We start from the raw sequence: 16379 nt of genomic DNA, 5'->3' as shown, positions 1-16379 counted from the left end.
CCGTTCGAGGATTCTGTGGAAGGTTGACTCGAAGGATCACACGGTGGCCGCGTCCTCGTCAGAGACGATCACTGCGGCCACCGCGCTACACCACTATGCGGGACTCAACTGCATTACGGGCCGGTAACTAGTCTCGCGACCACACAATGGACCGTCGGTAGTAGCCAGTCAGACCCTCCTTCTTCAACGTTCACGTAACCCCCTCGTTCAACTAGGCTCGAGTGGAGAGGTATCATCGCCTTGGGGGTACCAGAGAGTGTCTGGCAAGGACGCGGCCGCTGCCGTCCAGGTCCAACCTGACGCGCACTGGTTCGCTCACATCTCAGTGCCGGGCAAAAAAATTGCTCTGGAATCTTAACGTAGAGATAAGAGTGCATTGTGAGCAAGGGGATCTGGCACAAAGGGTTAGGCTTGATGGCCGCCGCCGCATTGACCTTTACTTTCTGGGGGTCGGCATCCGCAGAGCCGCAGCTGCAACCTATCGATGCGATCCTTTCCGAAGTTCCTGAGGTCATACTTGACGAGGCCGTGCCCCTCTCTATCGATTCGGCGACCGGTGACGTCTGGAATGACGACCGGACAGTCTCCATTAGAGAGAACCCAGACGGACTCCTCGGTGTCGAGATGCCAGAAGAGGCTCTCGGCATTAGCCTTCCCGTGGAGCACTCGGGAAAGCGTGATTTTAGAGGGAGCTCCGAAACGCCCTCGTGGGAGGATAGCGACGGCGTGACCTTCACCCCGCTCGTTACGCCCGAAGGGGATGTGCAGATCAACACAATTATCCCAGATGCCGACGCCCCTCAACGGTATGCTTACGACCTGAGCATTCCGGACTATTCAAGCGTGGAAGAAACCGGAGGGGCGCTCCTCTTCATGGATGCCGGCGGGAACATGATCGCCGGACTGGCTCCGGCCTGGGCGGTAGACGCCGCTGGCCAATCCATCCCTACGCACTTTGAAATCGACGGCAAGACTGTAACCCAGGTCGTCGAATTTACTGAAGACACACAATTCCCCGTTGTTGCTGACCCATTCCTCGGCAAGAACCTGTTCAAGTCTATAGGCACTAAGTATGGCAAGTACTATGGGGTATATACAAACGTCGTCACTTTGAACCTAAGTACCTGGGGGTGGGCGGTTTACAGCGGAGCAGGCGCGGGCGTAGGTGGTCTCGCCGCAGGTCAGGCGATCCTCAACACCAATGGCTGGAACGAAGCCCTTGCCAAGGGCGGCAAGGTAAAGACTCAGCTCCTCTCGAAGAAGAGCATGCGACAGCAGTTCTCTTGCCACGCCCTTGGGGCAATCGCGGCAGGCACCTGGGAGCTGGAAACCTTCCGGGTCAACAGGACGTCACACTGGTCCTACGGCTCGGGCATCCATCGCTGCAATTGGACGACGGCCAACAAGACTTGAGCTCCTTGAGGAGTTAGCGTAGTCGGTACAGGTTGACAGCCCTCCAGCGGTCGCCGCTCATTCATGAACAGCAATAGCTACAGGAGGTTGGCTCGATGGAATCACCTAAACGGGCTCGCGGGGTTGGCGGGAAGATACTTCTAGTGGCCGCACTGGCCTTAGTCGCGATAGTTGCGGTGACACTTGGGGTTAGGTCGTATTTCTTTCCAGGCGTATCCATCGGAGACATCATAGAAAACCAGCCGGGCCTCGGTGAAGTTAGAGACGTTACGGGGGAGTACTGCGCCAACGAGATCGGCTGTCAGGAGGCTTGGGAAACCCAGTACGGAGTGTATATGCAATTCGACTCCAGGGCTGAGGCTACGCATTGGGCTACGATCTTCGGGGGCGAGGGGGCGCAGTGGAAGAATTTTGTTCTGGATGCACGCGATCGTGATCTCAGTTCAGACGAACGTGTCACTGCCGTGCAAATTCTTCTAGTGTACGACGGCGTCTGAGATCGCATCTCAGCGGGTAATCTGACGTGCCCTGCTCCTCGCCACGAGGGCAGGGCACTTCTCTGACCTGCTGATCTACTGATCCACTGCGCTGGAACGCCACCACCAGCCTCGAAGGCAAGGGGCGCAGCCCCGCGGCAGCACATCGCCCGTAGCCACGATCCTGCGGACGCTCTGCTGTCCTGCGCGCCCGCTGTCTGTACTGGCTCTCCGCGGAGGCTGATGCCCGGCCCGCCTCTCGGGCAGTCCTGGGCTCGGGCACGTGAGCACCAGGGACGCGCTGCGGCGAGTTCGTGCGAATGACCCTGCGCTCGGCAAGGTCTGCCTGGGGCAGGGTCATGACCGCTCCTCGGGTCCGGGGTGGGGCTTCACAGTACGGGCGGGGGCCGCGCAGCGGTAGGTGCCTCCGACATGGCGACCGCAGGCGACGAGGCGCGCGGCCACGAGCGATCCGCCGAGGCCGGCCGCGATGTCGCCGGCAGTGTCCCATGGCGCGACCTCGACGCGCGCGTCGACCTGCTGGTGGCCCCACAGCTCGAGGACTTCCCAGCCGACCGCCATCACCGCGCCGGCGCAGATGATCGTGCGCGTGCTCGGGCGCCGCAGCACGTGCGCGGCGAGCACGGCCAGGCAGCCGGTGAGCGCGGCGTGCACGGGGATGTCCCAGCCCGGGACGCGCTCGTAGAGGTGGGCGTAGGAGCTCACGGCGGCGACGAGGGCGACGATCGTCGTCGCCGCCTCCCAGCGGCGGGGCAGGTCCGAGCGCCAGGCGACGACCTGTGCGAGGGCCACGAGCATCGCGACCCAGGCGTCGACCCACCGTCCGCTCAGCGCGAGCGCGAGGGCCATCGCGAGGCCCGACCAGCGCCAGATCCTCACGACGAGCCCGCCGCGGGATGGTCGTCGCGCCTGTGGTCCCGTCGAGCACGAGCACCTGCGAGGCGATCGGCAGGGGCGGCCGCGACACGGGCGGCCCATCGCTCCCACGGCGTCGAGCGCGACCAGCCGATCTCGAGGGTGCGGACCGCACGTCGCCATCGCGTGCGGGCGGCCGTGCCGCCCCGCAGCGCCCGAGGGGACATCCCCACGCCGACCGAGCGGCGCAGGAGCACCCGCTCGTCGTGCCGGACGGAGAAGGACAGCAGCATGTCGTCGTGCACGTCGGGACCGCCTCCGGGTTCCTCACCGAGCGGGAGGTCCGCCCGCACCGAGCGCCACCACGAGCGGCGTATCGACATCGTGGTCCCGAACAGCGGGACATGGCCGAGCGCGGCGCCGGCGGCGATCAGGTACCCGCCGACGTAGAGCAGCGAGGCGAGGAGCCCGAGGGGCTCGGGCAGTGCGAAGCGGCCCGGGCCGGTGACGGCGACGACGGCACGGGGCCGGAGGAGACGTCCGTGCCGCCCCGCCTGCGCGCCGGCCGTCCCCGGGGTGTCGCGGTGAGCCGCGAGATGACCGGCGAGCCAATGGCGCGGGGGCCGGGAATCGGCGTCGCAGCGCACGATGATCTCCCCGCGCGCCGCGTCGTACCCCGCTGACGACGCGGCGAGGATCCCGGGCCGCTCCTCGCGCACGACGGTGCAGCCGGCCGCGCGAGCGAGCGCCGCCGTCTCGTCGCGCGAGGCGTTGTCGACCACGATCACCTCGCGCGGGCGCACCGACTGCACGGCGAGGCACGTGAGCAGGCCCCGCAGCTCGCGCGCATCGTCGCGCACGGGGACGACGACCGAGCACGGGGAGGCCGGATCGGTCACGACACGCGTGACCGGCCCCGTCAGATCGGCGGATGCGCCCACAGCAGCACCATCGTCACGAGGAATCCGGCCGCGAAGTTCATCCACAGGAACCGGGCCCAGCCGCGGTGCGCCTCGAATGCGCGGTCATCGTGCAGCGAGCGGAAGGGCCAGATGTTCACGATGTAGCCGAGCGGGATCATCGCGAGCAGCCGCTCGGGGAAGGGCACGAGGAGCATGAGGGCGCTCGCGAGCGCGTACAGCGCGATCGCGACCCGGACCGTGCGCGCCGCGCCGAGCACCGTGCCGATCGACGCGAGTCCCGCGTCGCGATCGGCGCCAATGTCCTGCACCGCGCCGAAGGCCTGGCTCGCCATGCCCCATGCGAAGAAGGCCGCGAGGGCCGCGAGGGCGATCGCCCCCGGGCTCGTGCCGGCCATCAGGAGGCCGACCACGGCGGGCCCGGCGAAGTGGGTCGCCGAGGTCGCCGAGTCGAGGAATGGGATCTCCTTGAACCGCAGGCCACGGACGCTGTAGGCGACCACGGCGAACATCACGACCACGAGGGCGATGCCCGAGGCGAGGGTGCCGACCGCGAGGAGGTACACCAGCAGCGGCGCGCACGACACGGCGGAGGCGACGAGGATGCCGCGGTGCTCGGCGGGATCGACGAGCGCGCCCTCGACCCCGCCCTTGCGGGGATTGCGCAGGTCGGATTCGTAGTCGAACACGTCGTTGACCCCGTACATCGCGAGGTTGTAGGGGATGAGGAAGAACAGGCACCCGAGCCAGAACGTGAGATCCGCGCCGCCCCCGGCCAGCAGGTAGGCCGCGCCGAAGGGGTATGCGGTGTTGACCCACGAGAGCGGACGCGACGTGGAGACGAGGGTGCGCAGCGACGGGCGCGCGATCGCAGAAGTCATAAGGCGCTCACCGCACCAGGAGGGGGAACAGGCCCACCATCGCGAGCGACCACAGCGCGTGCACGAGGAGCGGGGCCCACGGACGGCCCGTGCGCTCGAGCGCCGCCATCGCGACGAGCCCCAGCGGGATCGCGACGAGCACGAGACCGATGCTCCCGGTCGCGAGCGTCGCGAGGGCGTAGAGCACGGTCGGGATGATCCAGCGCGCGCTGCCACGGGTGATCCGCGGCAGCGCGAGCCGGAAGAAGGCCTCCTCGGCGGCTCCGGCGATCAGCGCGATCGCGAGCACGAGCAGCGCGGGAGCCGACTCGGCGGTGTCGAGCGCGATGTCGACCCAGGGGCGCGTGGACGGGATCGCGTGGAGCACGAGTCCGCCCACGAGGCATGCGAGGGCGAACACGACACCGAGGATCATCGCGGTCGCGACGGCACGGCTGCCCGCCATCGGAGGCGACATCGGTGCGGTCCGATGGTGCACGAGGGCGCAGATCGCCAGCCCGCCGGTGGTCCAGACGGCGGCGAGCAGGAGGCTCGACAGGACGAAGGCGAGGGTCCCGGCGGTCGTCGCGCTGTCGCCCTCTCCCGAGGCGAAGGTCAGGCTCAGCGCGAGCGGTCCGGCGATGAGCGCGGCGATCGCGACCGTCCAGGCGATCGCGGTGCGCCGAGCGTCGTGGGGGGGCGCGGTCACGGACGAGCTCATGCGTATCCCCGCCGGTCGGCGAGGCCGTCGGCGAGGGCGTCGGCGAGGACCGCGACGGCACGGGCCCGGGTCGGTCGGTGCGCGAGCCAGGCCGTCCGCCCGCGCACGCCTTCGGGCACGCCGACGAGGCGCACGCAGATCCGGCCCAGGCGGCCGGCCCCGGCGTCGCCGGTGCCGGGCTCGGCCGACACGCTGAGCCACATGCGGCCCTCGCGGCGATCGTCGCGGTGCAGCGTCATCGTGTCCGGCGCCGTCCCGGCCTCGAGGGTCCAGGCGTCGCGACCGTCCGCGAGGCCCGTCAGGAGCGGCGAGCGCGCGCCGAGCAGGCGGCGCAGACGCTCGGGCATCTCGTGCGGCCGGGCGGCGACGCGCTCGGCCTCGATCGTGCGCCGACGGATGCCGGCCCAGGCCGGATCCGAGGGCTGCACCGCCGCGGCGCCGAGCCCGAGCGCGCGGCGCGGGTGCTCGAGATCGGCCAGCTCGGCGCACCGGTTGGGCGCGACCGCCCGCCGTACGGCCTCGCGGTACGGCGTGGGGCCGCCCGGGGGAGGGTCGAGCACCGCGTCGATCGTGTTCCCGTACGAGACGGCGTCGTGCTGCATCGACTCGGCCAGCGGCATCGCGATCGCGCGCGGGACCGGCGTGACCAGGGAGATCCACAGGCCCGACAGGCGCGCCGCCGGGACGGGCAAACCGAGGACCCGGCGCCGCGCGAGGCCCGCCTCCTCGGCGGCGATCGTGAGGAGGTCGGCGAAGCGCAGGTCGCTCCCGCCGCCCCCGACGGCGAACGCGCCGTCGATCGGGGTGCGCGTCGTGACGGCCGCGACGAGGTAGTGCAGGACGTCGTCGATCGCGATCGGCTCGATGCGGTTGGTGACCCAGGACGGCGCCGGCATGACGGGCAGGACGTCGGCGAGGTGCCGGATGATCTCGAAGCTGGCGGAACCTCCGCCGATCACGGTCGCGGCCTGCAGGACCGCGACCGGCACGCTGCCCGACGAGAGGATCTCCGCGACCCGCTCGCGCGAGGCCATGTGCTCGCTCAGCTCCTCGGTCGGGACGTCCGGGTGGAGGCCGGAGAGGTAGACGATGCGCCCGACGTGCGCCGCGGCGGCCTCGTCGCGCAGGATCGTCGCCATCTGCGCTTCGCGCTCGGAGTAGCCGCGCCCGCCGGACATCGCGTGGACGAGGAACACGACGGCGTCGACGCCCTCGAGCGCGCGGCGCACGCTCTCGCCATCGGCCAGGTCGAGCTCTGCGAGCTCGACGTCCTCGGCCCAGGGGCGGTTCTCCATCGCATCGGGGGAGCGTCCGCCCGCGCGCACGCGGGCCCCTGCGGCGAGCAGCGCCGGGACGAGGCGCCCGCCGACGTAGCCGGAGGCTCCCGTGACCAGCACGAGCGGTGATGTGTGGGACATGTCTGCTCCTTCGTCAGTGCGGCTCTCAGCGCCAGGGGCCGGGTGTGTCACGAGCTGCGGTCCGTCAGGGCCGCGATGAGCGCGTCGAGTACGTCGCGGGCCTCGGCGGGGAGGTCCGCCGCCCGGAGCAGGCGCCGCGCGTCCTCGATGGCCTCCGCGATCATGCGCTCGACCTCGTCGCGCGCGCCGCCGGCCTCGAGGGCCGCACGGATCGTCGCGGCGTCGGCGGCGTCGAGGTCCGCGGCGCCGAAGCGTGCGGAGATCCTCTCCCAGTGCGGGGTGCGCCTCGCGAGAGCGATGAGCACGGTCTGCTTGCCCTCGCGCAGATCCGACAGGGCGTCCTTGCCGTGCGCGGCCGGGTCGCCGAACGTCGACAGGAGGTCGTCCTGCAGCTGGTAGGCGGTGCCGAGCCGACGACCGGCCGCGACGAGCGCGTCGTCGAGGTCCGTGCGCCCGGCGAGGACGGCGGCGAGGCGCAGGGGGAGCGCGATGGAGTACGAGCCGGTCTTGAGGAACTCCATCTCGAGGATCCCGAGGATGCCGGTCTCGTGCAGGCCGTCGGCGAGGAGCACGTCGAGGTTCTCTCCCGCGACGGTGTGGGCGGTCGACTCGGCGACGAGGTCGAGGATGCGCTCCCGGGCCGACGCGGGCAGGTCGAGGCGGCCCAGCAGTCCGTGGGCGGTGCTGAGCATGAGGTCTCCGACGAGGATGGCCGCGCTGCGGGCCCAATGCAGCCGAGCGGCCGGCGGGACGCTGCTCGCGCCGTCCGAGCGTCCGCGCGGACTCATGCCGCCGCTGCGTGCGCGGAGGACGCCGATGAGATTGGGGCCGCCCCGTCGGCTCAGGTCGCCGTCGATCACGTCGTCGTGCAGGAGGAAGGCGAAGTGGAGCAGCTCGAGTGCGACGGCGATGCGCACGGCCGCGGCGCGGACGCACTCTGCGAGCCCCCGGGAGCCGGTGAGTCCCTCGGCCGCGGACAGCAGGATCCGTGGGCGCAGCATCTTGCCGCCGCCCAGGCACTCGACGGCCGCATCCCACAGCTCGGTGCTCTCGGGGCCCGTGGCGACGGCGCGGGCCCGGCCGTCCGCCAGGGTCTCGGCGAGCGCGGCGTCGAAAGCTGCCCGGTGCGCGTCGAGAGAGGCCGTCATGGTGCGGGCCGCTCGAGCGCGGCGAGGATCTCGGGGTCGGCGAGGTGGCCGACGAGCCATGGGCTCAGGAGGAACGGGGCGTTGCGGGCGGTGGCCGCGACGTCGTCCACATGCGCCCAGGCATGGTCCATCACCTCGTCCGGCGCCGGGTGCGGGAGCGCGTCGGGATCACCGGCGTACTCGGCCAGGAGAACGGGGCACACCTCGTTCTCGACGATCCCGCTCGCGTCGACGGCGCGATAGCGGAAGTGCGGGCCGATCGGCCGGAGCGGGCTGATCAGGGCAGGGTCCAGGTGCAGCTCGCGCCCGCAGCGGCGCAGCACGGCATCGACCGTGTCCTCGCCCGGCGCGGGGTGCCCGCAGACCGTGTTGGTCCACACCCCGGGCCACGTGCGCTTGGACAGGGCGCGGCGGGTGAGGAGGACCCGCCCGCGCGCGTCGCGCAGATGGAGGGAGAACGCGAGATGCAGCGGGGTGTCGGTCGTGTGGACCGTCGCCTTGGGGGCGGTGCCGTTCGGAGCTCCCGACGCGTCGAGCAGGACGACGGTCTCTGTCCACGGGGCGGAGGTCGATGACGCGGGCGGGGTCGACATGGCGCCATCTTAGTGACGCCCGCGGCGCAGACCTGGACGCGCGAGCCACAGACTGGGAAGGAGCACGGCCGCGAGCACGACGTAGGCGAAATCCTCCACCGGAGCGAGGCCAATCCGGGTCCCCACCAGGTGGTCCGCCTCGTACCGGAAGAGACCGGCTGCGATCATGAGCGAGTCGAAGACGGCGGTGAAGAGGGCGACGACGCCGAACGTGATCGCCATGAGCACGACGATGCGGCCTCGGTCCCGCCGCCGCCGCAGGAGGAGGGCGCACGCGAGCGCGACCAGGACGATGACGACGGCGTTGACGGCGACGTAGGTCATCGCGACCCCTCTCGGTGGCGGCGCGCCGCGAGCGCGGAGCGTGCGCGCTCCGCGCCCGTGAACACGAGCATCGTGAAGTGGCACAGGAACCACAGGAAGAACGGCTCCTCGATCGTCAGGTGCGGCACGATCTCGACCCCCGTCAGGAACGGCCCCGTCCCGCGCTCGAAGATCCCCAGCCGGATGCACACGAGATCCCACGCGAGGAACGCGCCGACGCCGATCGCCTGGATCGCGAGAGCGCGCCGCGCATCGGCGAACAGGTAGAGGCGCCAGCGGTGATCGATCAGGAGCATCGACACCGAGCTCACGAGGATCGCCGCGAGGTACCCCAGGGAGGTCATCGTCGCCGCCGGAGCGCATCCTCGGGCATCGGCCCGTCCGTGCGATCCCCCCGCACCCGCTTGACGACGTTCTCGGCGCTGATCAGGCACATGGGCAGGCCGACGCCCGGCACGGTCGTGGCCCCCGCGTACAGGAGGCCCTCGACCCGCCGGCTCGCGTTCGATCCGCGCAGGAAGGCCGACTGCCGCAGAGTGTGCGCGGGTCCGAGGGCGTTGCCGCGCCACGCGCGGTAATCGGTGGCGAAGTCCGCGGGCCCGATCGTGCGCCGCACCCGCACGCGCCCTGCGAGATCGGGGATGCGGGCCCACGCCGCGATCTGCGCGATCGCCGCATCCGCCGCGGCCTCGATGCGCGGATCGCCCTCGCCGTCGACGCCCCCGTGACCGAGGCTCTCCCCGGGCGCTCCGCCGGGCCCGTCGGGGGCGTCAGGGGAGACCGGGACGAGCACGAACAGGTTCTCCATCCCCTCGGGTGCGACCGACGGATCGGTCGCCGAGGGCATGCACACGTACGAGCTCGCCGGATCGGGCACGACGGGCGCGTCGCCGAACACCGCGTCGAAGTTGGCGTCCCAATCGGCGGTGAAGAACAGGTTGTGATGCGTGAGCTCGGGCAGACGCCCCTCGACCCCCAGGAGCACGAGCACGGCGCCGGGGCCCGACGTGCGCGTGCGCCAGAACGGCTCGGGATAGGTCGCGAGCTCGCGCGGCACGAGCTGCGTCTCGGTGTGGTGGAGGTCTGCCGTCGAGACGACGAGGTCGGCGTCGATGCGCTCCTCGTGCCCGTCGGCCGTGCGCGCCGTGACGCCCGTCGCGAGCGCCCGACGGCCGCGCCGCGCGGCCGTGCGGATCTGCGTGACGTCCACGCCCGTGCGGATCTCGACGCCCGCCCCGCACGCGAGACCGGCGATCGCCGCGACGAGCGCGCCGAAGCCGCCCACGGGGTAGCGGACGCCGTCCTCCATGTCCATCGAGCTCATGAGGTGGTACATGCTCGGCGCGGTGCGGGGCTGGGCCGCGAGGAAGACCGCGGGGTAGCCCAGGATCTGGCGCAGGCGGGTGTCGCGCACGGTGCGCGAGGCGCGCGAGGAGAGCGGCTCGAGCAGGAGGCGCGCGAGGGTTCCCAGGCGCGGCGCGAGCCGCACGAGCGTGCGCAGGGGAATGTGCGAGAACGTCGTGTAGAGGAACGAGCCGACGGCCTTCTCGTACGTCTCGCGCGCCGAGTCGAGGTAGCGCGTGATCGCGGCGCCGCCGCCGGGCTCGACGCTCTCGAACAGAGCCGCCACCTCGTCGCGGCCCGTCACCACGTCGAGCGGTGCCTCGTACTCCTCGCCGAACACGCGATACGCCGGCGTGAGGGTCTCCAGGCGCACGTGGTCCTCCACGCGGGTGCCCAGGAGCGCGAAGAAGTGGTCGAAGCACTCGGGCATGAGGTACCACGACGGGCCGGTGTCGAAGGTGAAGCCGTCCTTCTCCCACGTGCCCGCGCGCCCTCCGACCTCGTCGTTCTTCTCGAGCAGCGTCACGCGGTGGCCGTCGCGCGCGAGCAGAGCGGCCGTCGCGAGGCCTGCGACGCCGCCGCCGATGACGACGACACGCTGGGACCGGTCGCCAGCGGAGGTGGATGCCGTCATGGTCGAGTCCTTCCGGGAATCAGGCCGGGGGCCTCGGTGCCGAGGGCCTGCGCGGCGAGGAGAAGCTTGCGCGTGTTGCCGACACGCACGCGCGTCGTCATGAGGTCGGAGGCACGGGTCGCGCGCAGGCACCGCGAGAGCTCGGCGAAGAGGTCGTGCGCGGTGCGCACCGCGACGCGGCTCGAGGCGGGCAGGGCGGGGATGACCCGTCGCGCGGCGGCCAGATCGTCGTCGATGTCGTCGAGCAGGCGCTCGCGATCGGCGTCGGTGAGCGCGCCCGGGTCGATCCCTGGGAAGTAGGCGCGGCCGCGTTCGCCGGCGTCGGCCGCGAGGTCGCGCAGGAAGTTGACCTTCTGGAAGGCGGCGCCGAGCCGCTGGGCGCCGTCGACGAGCTCGGGGGAGGGTTCGACGGGGCGGGGCGAGCGGTCGGTCGCGAAGATCCGCAGGCACATGAGCCCGATGACCTCCGCGGATCCGTGCACGTACGTCGCGAACGACTCGTCGGTGTGACGGGAGACGTCGAGGTCGGCCCGCATCGACGCGAAGAAGGGGCGGGTGAGGTCGGTGCCGATGCCCGTCGCGCGCGCCGCGAGCGCGAACGCATGGGCCACGAGGTCGGTCGAGAAGCCGAGCTCGAGAGCCTGCTCGGTGCGCCTCTCGTAGTCGTCGAGGAGCTCGGCGATACGCGCGGGAGCAACGGCGTGCTCGGCTGCGGCCCCGTCGACGATCTCGTCCGCCACACGCACGAGCGCATAGACCGAGCGAGTCCGCGTGCGCACCACTCCGCGCAGGAGCTGCGTCGCCAGCCCGAACGACGTCGAGTACCGCGAGATGACTGTGCTCGCGGCCGCCTCGGCGGCGCGGTCGAGCGCCGCGGCCGCGCCGCGCCGACCGCTCATGCCCGCACTCCCATCACGACGCGGCATCCGCCGCCGCGGCGATGTCCTCGGCCGAATCGAGCGCCGACGTGGTCGGCGCGATCCGCGCGTGGGGCGAGCCGCTCGCGCAGCATCCCCGACCGCACACGTCCGGCGTGCCCCCGAAGCCGGACTCCCCGCGGCGCGGGGCGTCCGGGTCCAGTCGCTCCTCGATGAGGTCCACGAGGGCGTCGATGAAGCGCGGGTCCGATCCGGCGGTCGCGACGCGGCGGAACGCGAGGCCGTGCTCGGCGGCGGACTCCTTGGCCTCGGTGTCCAGGTCCCACACCACCTCGACGTGGTCGGTCACGAAGCCGATCGGCACCACGACCACCGCGTCGCACGCGCCGTCGGCCGCGAGGGACTCGATGACGTCGTTGATGTCGGGCTCGAGCCACGGGATGTGCGGGGCGCCCGAGCGCGACTGGTACGCGAGCTCCCAGGCGGGGCGGCCCGCGGCGGCGTCGGCCTCGCCGGAGGCGGCGTCGGGCGCGGTCTCGTGCCCGAGCGCGCCCATCACGTAGCGGCACGCCGCGAGGTGCTGGTCGACGTACCAGCCGCCGGAGCCGGGGCGCCGGGTCTCGACCGGGCCGGAGGCGACGGTCATCGCGAGCGGGATCGAGTGGGTGGAGAACAGCACGCGCACGCGCTCGGGGGCGTGGCCCTCGGCGGCGAGCTCGTCGATCGCCGCGCGCACTCCGTCGACCACCGGGTCTAGGAACCCGGGATGGTCGAAGTACACGCGCACCTTGTCGATCGCGAGGCTGCCCAGCAGGTCGTTCTCGACCAGGGCCTTGCCGAAGTCCTCGCGGTACTGGCGGCACGAGGAGTACGACGAGTAGGCGCTCGTGACGAGCCCCAGCACGGCCGTGTGCCCGTCCTCGTGGATCGTGCGCACGGCATCGGTCGTGTACGGCTCCCAGTTGCGGTTGCCCCAGTACACGGGCAGGTCGGCGTGGCCGCGCTCGGCCAGGCGCGCCTCGAGCGCCGCGATTATCGCGCGGTTCTGCTCGTTGATGGGGGAGCGGCCGCCCATCGCCATGTAGTGGTGGCTGACCTCGACGAGGCGCTCGTCGGGGATGCCGCGCCCGCGCGTCACGTTGCGCAGGAACGGCAGGACGTCGTCGGGCCCCTCGGGGCCGCCGAAGGAAGCGAACAGCACCGCATCGTACGAGCGGGCCTCGGCGCGCCTGCCGTGCGTCGATTCCTCGGTCCCGGGCACGAGGGGCGCGTGCGCGGTGGGGTCGGCATGGTCTCGGACGTCGGGCATCGGTCCTCCGATGTGGGGGATGGCGGTCGGGCGCATCGATCGTAGCCGCGGGACCTGCGAGCGGCGGCGGACGTCAGTCCTGGGGGCGGTGCCGCCGGCCGAAGAGCCGAGGACGGCGCGGCGTCGGCCTCCCGCGCGGCGCGCCCGAGGGCGGGGGCGGGGAGGGCCTCGATCGTGGACCCGTCCCAAGCGGGGACCGTGAGCGCCGCATCGGTGCGCCGCCCCACGGCCTCGGACCCGTTGCGCTCGTCGAATCGGGCCGCGAGGCCGCGCGCTTCATCGGACCAGCGGCGTGCGAGGAAGCCCGCGCGCGCGCCGCCGATGGCGGCATCGGGGCCGAGGTCCTCGGCGGCGCGGCGGGCCACGACGGCAGCTCCCGTGAGGAACCGCATGCGCCCGCCGACAGGACGGGGGTTGTCCTCCAGGATGGGCAGGTACTCCTCGAGCAGCTCGACGGCCTGGCGGGTCTGGCCGCTCCAGGCGCACCACAGCAGGAGGTGGCCGGCGTAGCCGTGCGCGAACGCGTTGTCGAGCAGTCCCGGCCACGCGGACTCGGCGCACTCGATCGCCAGCTCGTGATGGCCCGTCAGCGACAGGGGGAGCAGCGCGAGGGCCTGGAGGCTGTGCGGCTGGCTCCTGCACCCGGGCCGGAGGACCCCGAGGACCCCCACGGCGATCGCGGCCGCGTGGGCGTAGCGGCCCATGGCCTTCTCCAGGCGGATCGCGTCCAGCGCGGCGCAGCCCGTGCACGCCGACAGCGCGTCGGGCACCTCATCCTCGGCGAAACCCTGGCGGTACAGGGCCTCCGGGGCGTCCCCGAGCTTGAGCGCCACCTCCATGCGCAGCTCCTGCTCCGAGTGCCCGCCGAGGCCGGCGCGGGTGCGGACGTCCCGGAAGATCCCGATCAGGGCCTGGAGCTCGTGGCGGGGGACGTCGGGATCCCGGTGCTCTCCTCGATGAGGCGCGTGATCGCGTGGAGGAGGCGCACGTAGGCCCGCTCGTCCGCGCTCTCGCGGTGCTCCTCGAGATGGCGCAGGCACCAGTGCAGGTTCTCGCGGTGCACCTCGAGCGACCGGACGTGCATGTACGACGTGGCCATCCACTGGGTGCGCGCGTCGAACTCGAGCTGCTCGTCCTCGCACAGAGCGGCGCCCAGGATGATGCCCTCGAGGCGCACGAGGTCCTCGCGTGAGTGCGGGTCGTAGCGCGCGAACCGGTCGAGCCGGGCGCGGAGAGCCCGGGCGGAGTGGGTGTCCATCGGAGCGTACGGGCCCAACGTCATAGGTCTCCTCGGGGACGGCAGGGGTCGCGCGGGCGGCCCGTCGGCAGGAAGGTGCTTGCTGCGCTCCCTCGTGGGCACGTCATCGCGCCTCCTATGGAAAGTATTGCGTGGGAGGGCGTCCCGCAACTGATGAAAGGCCCGCCGTGACCGCTTCGTCCGTGGTCAGGCGGTTTTCCGTCGCAGCCGTCCCCGTATGACGTCCAGGGTCCCGGCCGAGCTGTCCACGATGCCGGACGGCGGATCTTCCCGAAATCCGGCATCGACCGGGGCGCACCGCTTGGATATGCCCCTCTCCCCGGCGCCCCGGCGCCGCGATGCGCACAGCCGAGCCACAGCGCGGACGGCCCCCCCGGCCACAAGGCCGCCCCCGAGCCTCGGGGCATGGACACCACGACCCCCCCGCACCCGCACCCGCTCCTCCACCCGTCGGACCCTCCTGGCCGGCGGTGTCGGCCTCTGCCCGCACCGGCGCCGCGGCCCCTGCCGGGCGACCGCTACGAGTACGAGTACACGATGCTCGTGCGCGCGGCCCGCGACGGGATCGGCCTGACGACGATCCCGATCGAGACCGTGTACGAGGACGGCAACGCCGTGAGCCACTTCCGGCCCGTCCGCGACTCGCTGCGCGTGCTCGCGCCCGTCGCCGGTTTCGCGGCGTCGAGCCTGGCGGCGTTCGCCCTGGACACCGCCCTGTTCTGGGCGCTCAGCGTGGCAGGGGCCCCGATCTGGGCGGCGCTGGCCGGGGCCCGTCTGGTCAGCTCCGCCGGGAACTTCTCGCTGAACCGCTGGGTGGTGTTCCGCGGTGGCGCCCGCACGCCGCTGCTGCGTGCGCTCCTGGGGTATGCGGCGCTCGCCGCGGGCGTGCTGCTGGGCGGGATCCTGCTGGTGGACGCCCTCGTCACGGTCGGGGTGGGCCTGCTCACGGCCAAGGTGATCGCGGATCTGGTGCTGTTCTGCCTGAGCTACGTGGCCCAGCGCCTGCTGGTGTTCCGGCGGGGGTGAGATGCGGCCCCGCTCGCTCCACCGCGCCGCGGTCCCCGGCATGACCAGACCTGACGCCGCGACTCTTCGGAGCCCCGGGCCATAGGCTGTGACCCTCCCCGACGGCCGTCGCCCGCCCCAGCCCGGCCGCACCGCCTACGCAGGAGCTCCCCATGTCCGATCCCGTCGCCCGCGCCGCCTCTCCGAGCGAGCCGACCGATCCCGCGACCCCGGTGGCCTTCTCGGTCGACACCGTCGATGCCGGCAGCGCCGCCGGTGCCATGCCGATGGGCGCTGCCGCTGATCCGTCGGCCGTCGGCGCTGAGTCGACCGCTCCGGCCGGCCGCCCCACCTTCTACCCCGGCGCGCCCGCCTGGATGGACCTGACCAGCCACGATCTCGAGGCCGCGCGCCGGTTCTACGGCGAGCTGTTCGGCTGGACGTTCGTCGACGAGGGCGAGAGCTTCGGCCACTACCACCGCGTGCTCGCGGGCGACGCGGAGATCGCCGGGATCGTGCCCGCGCGGGATCACGACGGCGACCCCGCCTCGCCGGAGGATCTGCCCGCCCGTTGGGCCGTGTACCTCGCGGCCGAGGACGTCGACGCGATGGCCGCGGCGGTCGTCGAGGCGGGCGGCGAGCTGATCGTGCCGCCGACGACGATCCCCGGGATGGGCCGGATGGCGTATGCCGCGGACCCGCTCGAGGTCGAGTTCGGCATCTGGGAAGGCGTCGAGCTCGGGGGCTTCGGTGCCCTCGGCACTGTCGGAGCCCCCGCCTGGTTCGAATGCATGAGCGGCGACACCCTCGTGGCCGAGCAGTTCTACCGCGACGCCTTCGGATGGGAGATCGCGGTGATGCCCGGCTCCGGCGATGCCGGCTTCTGGTACGCGACCGATCGCGCAGGCGCCGACGCCGCGGCCGGCCTGTGCGACGCCTCGTCGTACCTGTCCCGCGGAGAGGGCGGCTACTGGCGCATGTACATCGCCGTCGAGGACGTCGACGCGACGCTCGAGCGGGTGCGCGAGCTGGGCGGATCGGTGCTCGACGGGCCGATGGACAGCCCCTTCGGGCGCCTCGCGACCGTGGCCGACACCGAGGGCGCCTCGTTCCAGGTCATCCAGCTGGCAGTGCGTGACGGCGCGGGCGACGTCGAGATCGAGGCAGACCACGGCGGCGAGCCCTCGGAGCTCTGATACCGC

Annotated in this window: 18 protein-coding genes; 4 read left to right on the top strand and 14 right to left on the bottom strand. The window is 71.8% G+C overall.

The features are described from left to right. Window positions 1-378: 378 nt before the first annotated feature. Together FM110_RS13890 and FM110_RS13885 are read left to right on the top strand one after the other, a co-directional pair. Window positions 379-1413: a hypothetical protein gene (locus tag FM110_RS13890; RefSeq protein WP_143276370.1), complete on the top strand. Its 1035-nt coding sequence runs from the start codon at window positions 379-381 to the stop codon at window positions 1411-1413. A 95-nt stretch (window positions 1414-1508) separates the two neighbouring features. Further along, window positions 1509-1910, top strand: coding sequence for a hypothetical protein (locus FM110_RS13885; RefSeq protein WP_143276369.1), 402 nt, complete (start codon window positions 1509-1511; stop codon window positions 1908-1910). A gap of 336 nt (window positions 1911-2246) precedes the next feature. Here the strand turns inward: FM110_RS13885 and FM110_RS10545 are convergent, their stop codons facing one another. The 14 genes from FM110_RS10545 to FM110_RS10485 all read right to left on the bottom strand — a co-directional run bounded on the left by FM110_RS10545 (window position 2247) and on the right by FM110_RS10485 (window position 14172). Beyond that, window positions 2247-2789, bottom strand: a complete 543-nt coding sequence (locus FM110_RS10545) for a hypothetical protein (RefSeq protein ID WP_159458051.1) — start codon at window positions 2787-2789, stop codon at window positions 2247-2249. After that, window positions 2786-3664, bottom strand: a complete 879-nt coding sequence (locus FM110_RS10540; protein ID WP_087104720.1) for a glycosyltransferase family A protein — start codon at window positions 3662-3664, stop codon at window positions 2786-2788. The genes FM110_RS10545 and FM110_RS10540 overlap by 4 nt, the downstream gene beginning before the upstream one ends. Window positions 3665-3684: 20 nt before the next feature. Further along, complete coding sequence (locus tag FM110_RS10535; RefSeq protein ID WP_087104711.1) at window positions 3685-4566, bottom strand: prenyltransferase; 882 nt, start codon at window positions 4564-4566, stop codon at window positions 3685-3687. A 7-nt stretch (window positions 4567-4573) separates the two neighbouring features. Further along, entirely contained in the window at window positions 4574-5254 is a 681-nt protein-coding gene (locus FM110_RS10530) for a CPBP family glutamic-type intramembrane protease (protein WP_159458050.1), read from the bottom strand. A gap of 8 nt (window positions 5255-5262) precedes the next feature. Continuing rightward, the gene (locus FM110_RS10525) at window positions 5263-6684 is read right to left on the bottom strand and encodes an NAD(P)H-binding protein (protein WP_087104709.1); all 1422 of its coding nucleotides are present in this window, start codon (window positions 6682-6684) and stop codon (window positions 5263-5265) included. 47 nt (window positions 6685-6731) lie between these two features. Further along, a complete protein-coding gene (locus FM110_RS10520; protein WP_159458049.1) occupies window positions 6732-7832 on the bottom strand; it encodes a polyprenyl synthetase family protein in 1101 nt (366 codons plus the stop codon). Beyond that, on the bottom strand, window positions 7829-8425 hold the full coding sequence (gene idi, locus FM110_RS10515) for an isopentenyl-diphosphate Delta-isomerase (protein WP_087104707.1): 597 nt from the start codon (window positions 8423-8425) through the stop codon (window positions 7829-7831). The genes FM110_RS10520 and idi overlap by 4 nt, the downstream gene beginning before the upstream one ends. Before the next feature lie 9 nt (window positions 8426-8434). After that, complete coding sequence (locus FM110_RS10510) at window positions 8435-8749, bottom strand: lycopene cyclase domain-containing protein (RefSeq protein WP_087104706.1); 315 nt, start codon at window positions 8747-8749, stop codon at window positions 8435-8437. Continuing rightward, window positions 8746-9093 (bottom strand): lycopene cyclase domain-containing protein, encoded by a 348-nt coding sequence (locus tag FM110_RS10505; protein WP_087104705.1) that lies wholly within the window; start codon window positions 9091-9093, stop codon window positions 8746-8748. Before FM110_RS10505 ends, FM110_RS10510 begins: the two co-directional genes overlap by 4 nt. Then, window positions 9090-10727: a phytoene desaturase family protein gene (gene crtI / locus FM110_RS10500; RefSeq protein ID WP_087104704.1), complete on the bottom strand. Its 1638-nt coding sequence runs from the start codon at window positions 10725-10727 to the stop codon at window positions 9090-9092. Before crtI ends, FM110_RS10505 begins: the two co-directional genes overlap by 4 nt. Continuing rightward, a complete protein-coding gene (locus FM110_RS10495) occupies window positions 10724-11626 on the bottom strand; it encodes a phytoene/squalene synthase family protein (protein WP_087104703.1) in 903 nt (300 codons plus the stop codon). Before FM110_RS10495 ends, crtI begins: the two co-directional genes overlap by 4 nt. Window positions 11627-11639: 13 nt before the next feature. Beyond that, a complete protein-coding gene (locus FM110_RS10490; RefSeq protein ID WP_234992253.1) occupies window positions 11640-12806 on the bottom strand; it encodes a ferrochelatase in 1167 nt (388 codons plus the stop codon). After that, window positions 12740-13753, bottom strand: a complete 1014-nt coding sequence (locus FM110_RS14645; RefSeq protein WP_234992251.1) for a hypothetical protein — start codon at window positions 13751-13753, stop codon at window positions 12740-12742. Before FM110_RS14645 ends, FM110_RS10490 begins: the two co-directional genes overlap by 67 nt. A gap of 65 nt (window positions 13754-13818) precedes the next feature. Then, window positions 13819-14172 carry a hypothetical protein gene (locus FM110_RS10485; RefSeq protein ID WP_087104701.1) on the bottom strand — a complete coding sequence of 118 codons (354 nt, stop codon included), beginning with the start codon at window positions 14170-14172 and terminating at the stop codon, window positions 13819-13821. A gap of 405 nt (window positions 14173-14577) precedes the next feature. Between FM110_RS10485 and FM110_RS10480 the strand changes: the two genes are divergently transcribed. Both FM110_RS10480 and FM110_RS10475 read left to right on the top strand, forming a co-directional pair. After that, window positions 14578-15198, top strand: a complete 621-nt coding sequence (locus FM110_RS10480; protein ID WP_087104700.1) for a GtrA family protein — start codon at window positions 14578-14580, stop codon at window positions 15196-15198. Window positions 15199-15350: 152 nt separating this feature from the next. Continuing rightward, window positions 15351-16373 (top strand): VOC family protein, encoded by a 1023-nt coding sequence (locus tag FM110_RS10475; RefSeq protein WP_087104699.1) that lies wholly within the window; start codon window positions 15351-15353, stop codon window positions 16371-16373. Window positions 16374-16379 lie beyond the last annotated feature (6 nt).

This window comes from Brachybacterium nesterenkovii (genome assembly GCF_900163655.1).
Taxonomy (GTDB): Bacteria; Actinomycetota; Actinomycetes; order Actinomycetales; family Dermabacteraceae; genus Brachybacterium; species Brachybacterium nesterenkovii.
The sequence above is the reverse complement of the archived record's forward strand: the minus strand, read 5'-3'. Positions and strand labels throughout refer to the sequence as shown.

Bases quoted from the DNA above. Each gene is read 5' to 3' on its own strand.
- FM110_RS13885 (WP_143276369.1), top strand. From the start codon at position 1,509: ATGGAATCACCTAAACGGGCTCGCGGGGTTGGCGGGAAGATACTTCTA.
- FM110_RS10535 (WP_087104711.1), bottom strand. From the start codon at position 4,566: ATGACTTCTGCGATCGCGCGCCCGTCGCTGCGCACCCTCGTCTCCACG.
- FM110_RS10525 (WP_087104709.1), bottom strand. From the start codon at position 6,684: ATGTCCCACACATCACCGCTCGTGCTGGTCACGGGAGCCTCCGGCTAC.
- FM110_RS10520 (WP_159458049.1), bottom strand. From the start codon at position 7,832: ATGACGGCCTCTCTCGACGCGCACCGGGCAGCTTTCGACGCCGCGCTC.
- idi (WP_087104707.1), bottom strand. From the start codon at position 8,425: ATGTCGACCCCGCCCGCGTCATCGACCTCCGCCCCGTGGACAGAGACC.
- FM110_RS10510 (WP_087104706.1), bottom strand. From the start codon at position 8,749: ATGACCTACGTCGCCGTCAACGCCGTCGTCATCGTCCTGGTCGCGCTC.
- FM110_RS10505 (WP_087104705.1), bottom strand. From the start codon at position 9,093: ATGACCTCCCTGGGGTACCTCGCGGCGATCCTCGTGAGCTCGGTGTCG.
- crtI (WP_087104704.1), bottom strand. From the start codon at position 10,727: ATGACGGCATCCACCTCCGCTGGCGACCGGTCCCAGCGTGTCGTCGTC.
- FM110_RS10495 (WP_087104703.1), bottom strand. From the start codon at position 11,626: ATGAGCGGTCGGCGCGGCGCGGCCGCGGCGCTCGACCGCGCCGCCGAG.
- FM110_RS14645 (WP_234992251.1), bottom strand. From the start codon at position 13,753: ATGGAGGTGGCGCTCAAGCTCGGGGACGCCCCGGAGGCCCTGTACCGC.
- FM110_RS10485 (WP_087104701.1), bottom strand. From the start codon at position 14,172: ATGGACACCCACTCCGCCCGGGCTCTCCGCGCCCGGCTCGACCGGTTC.
- FM110_RS10480 (WP_087104700.1), top strand. From the start codon at position 14,578: ATGGACACCACGACCCCCCCGCACCCGCACCCGCTCCTCCACCCGTCG.
- FM110_RS10475 (WP_087104699.1), top strand. From the start codon at position 15,351: ATGTCCGATCCCGTCGCCCGCGCCGCCTCTCCGAGCGAGCCGACCGAT.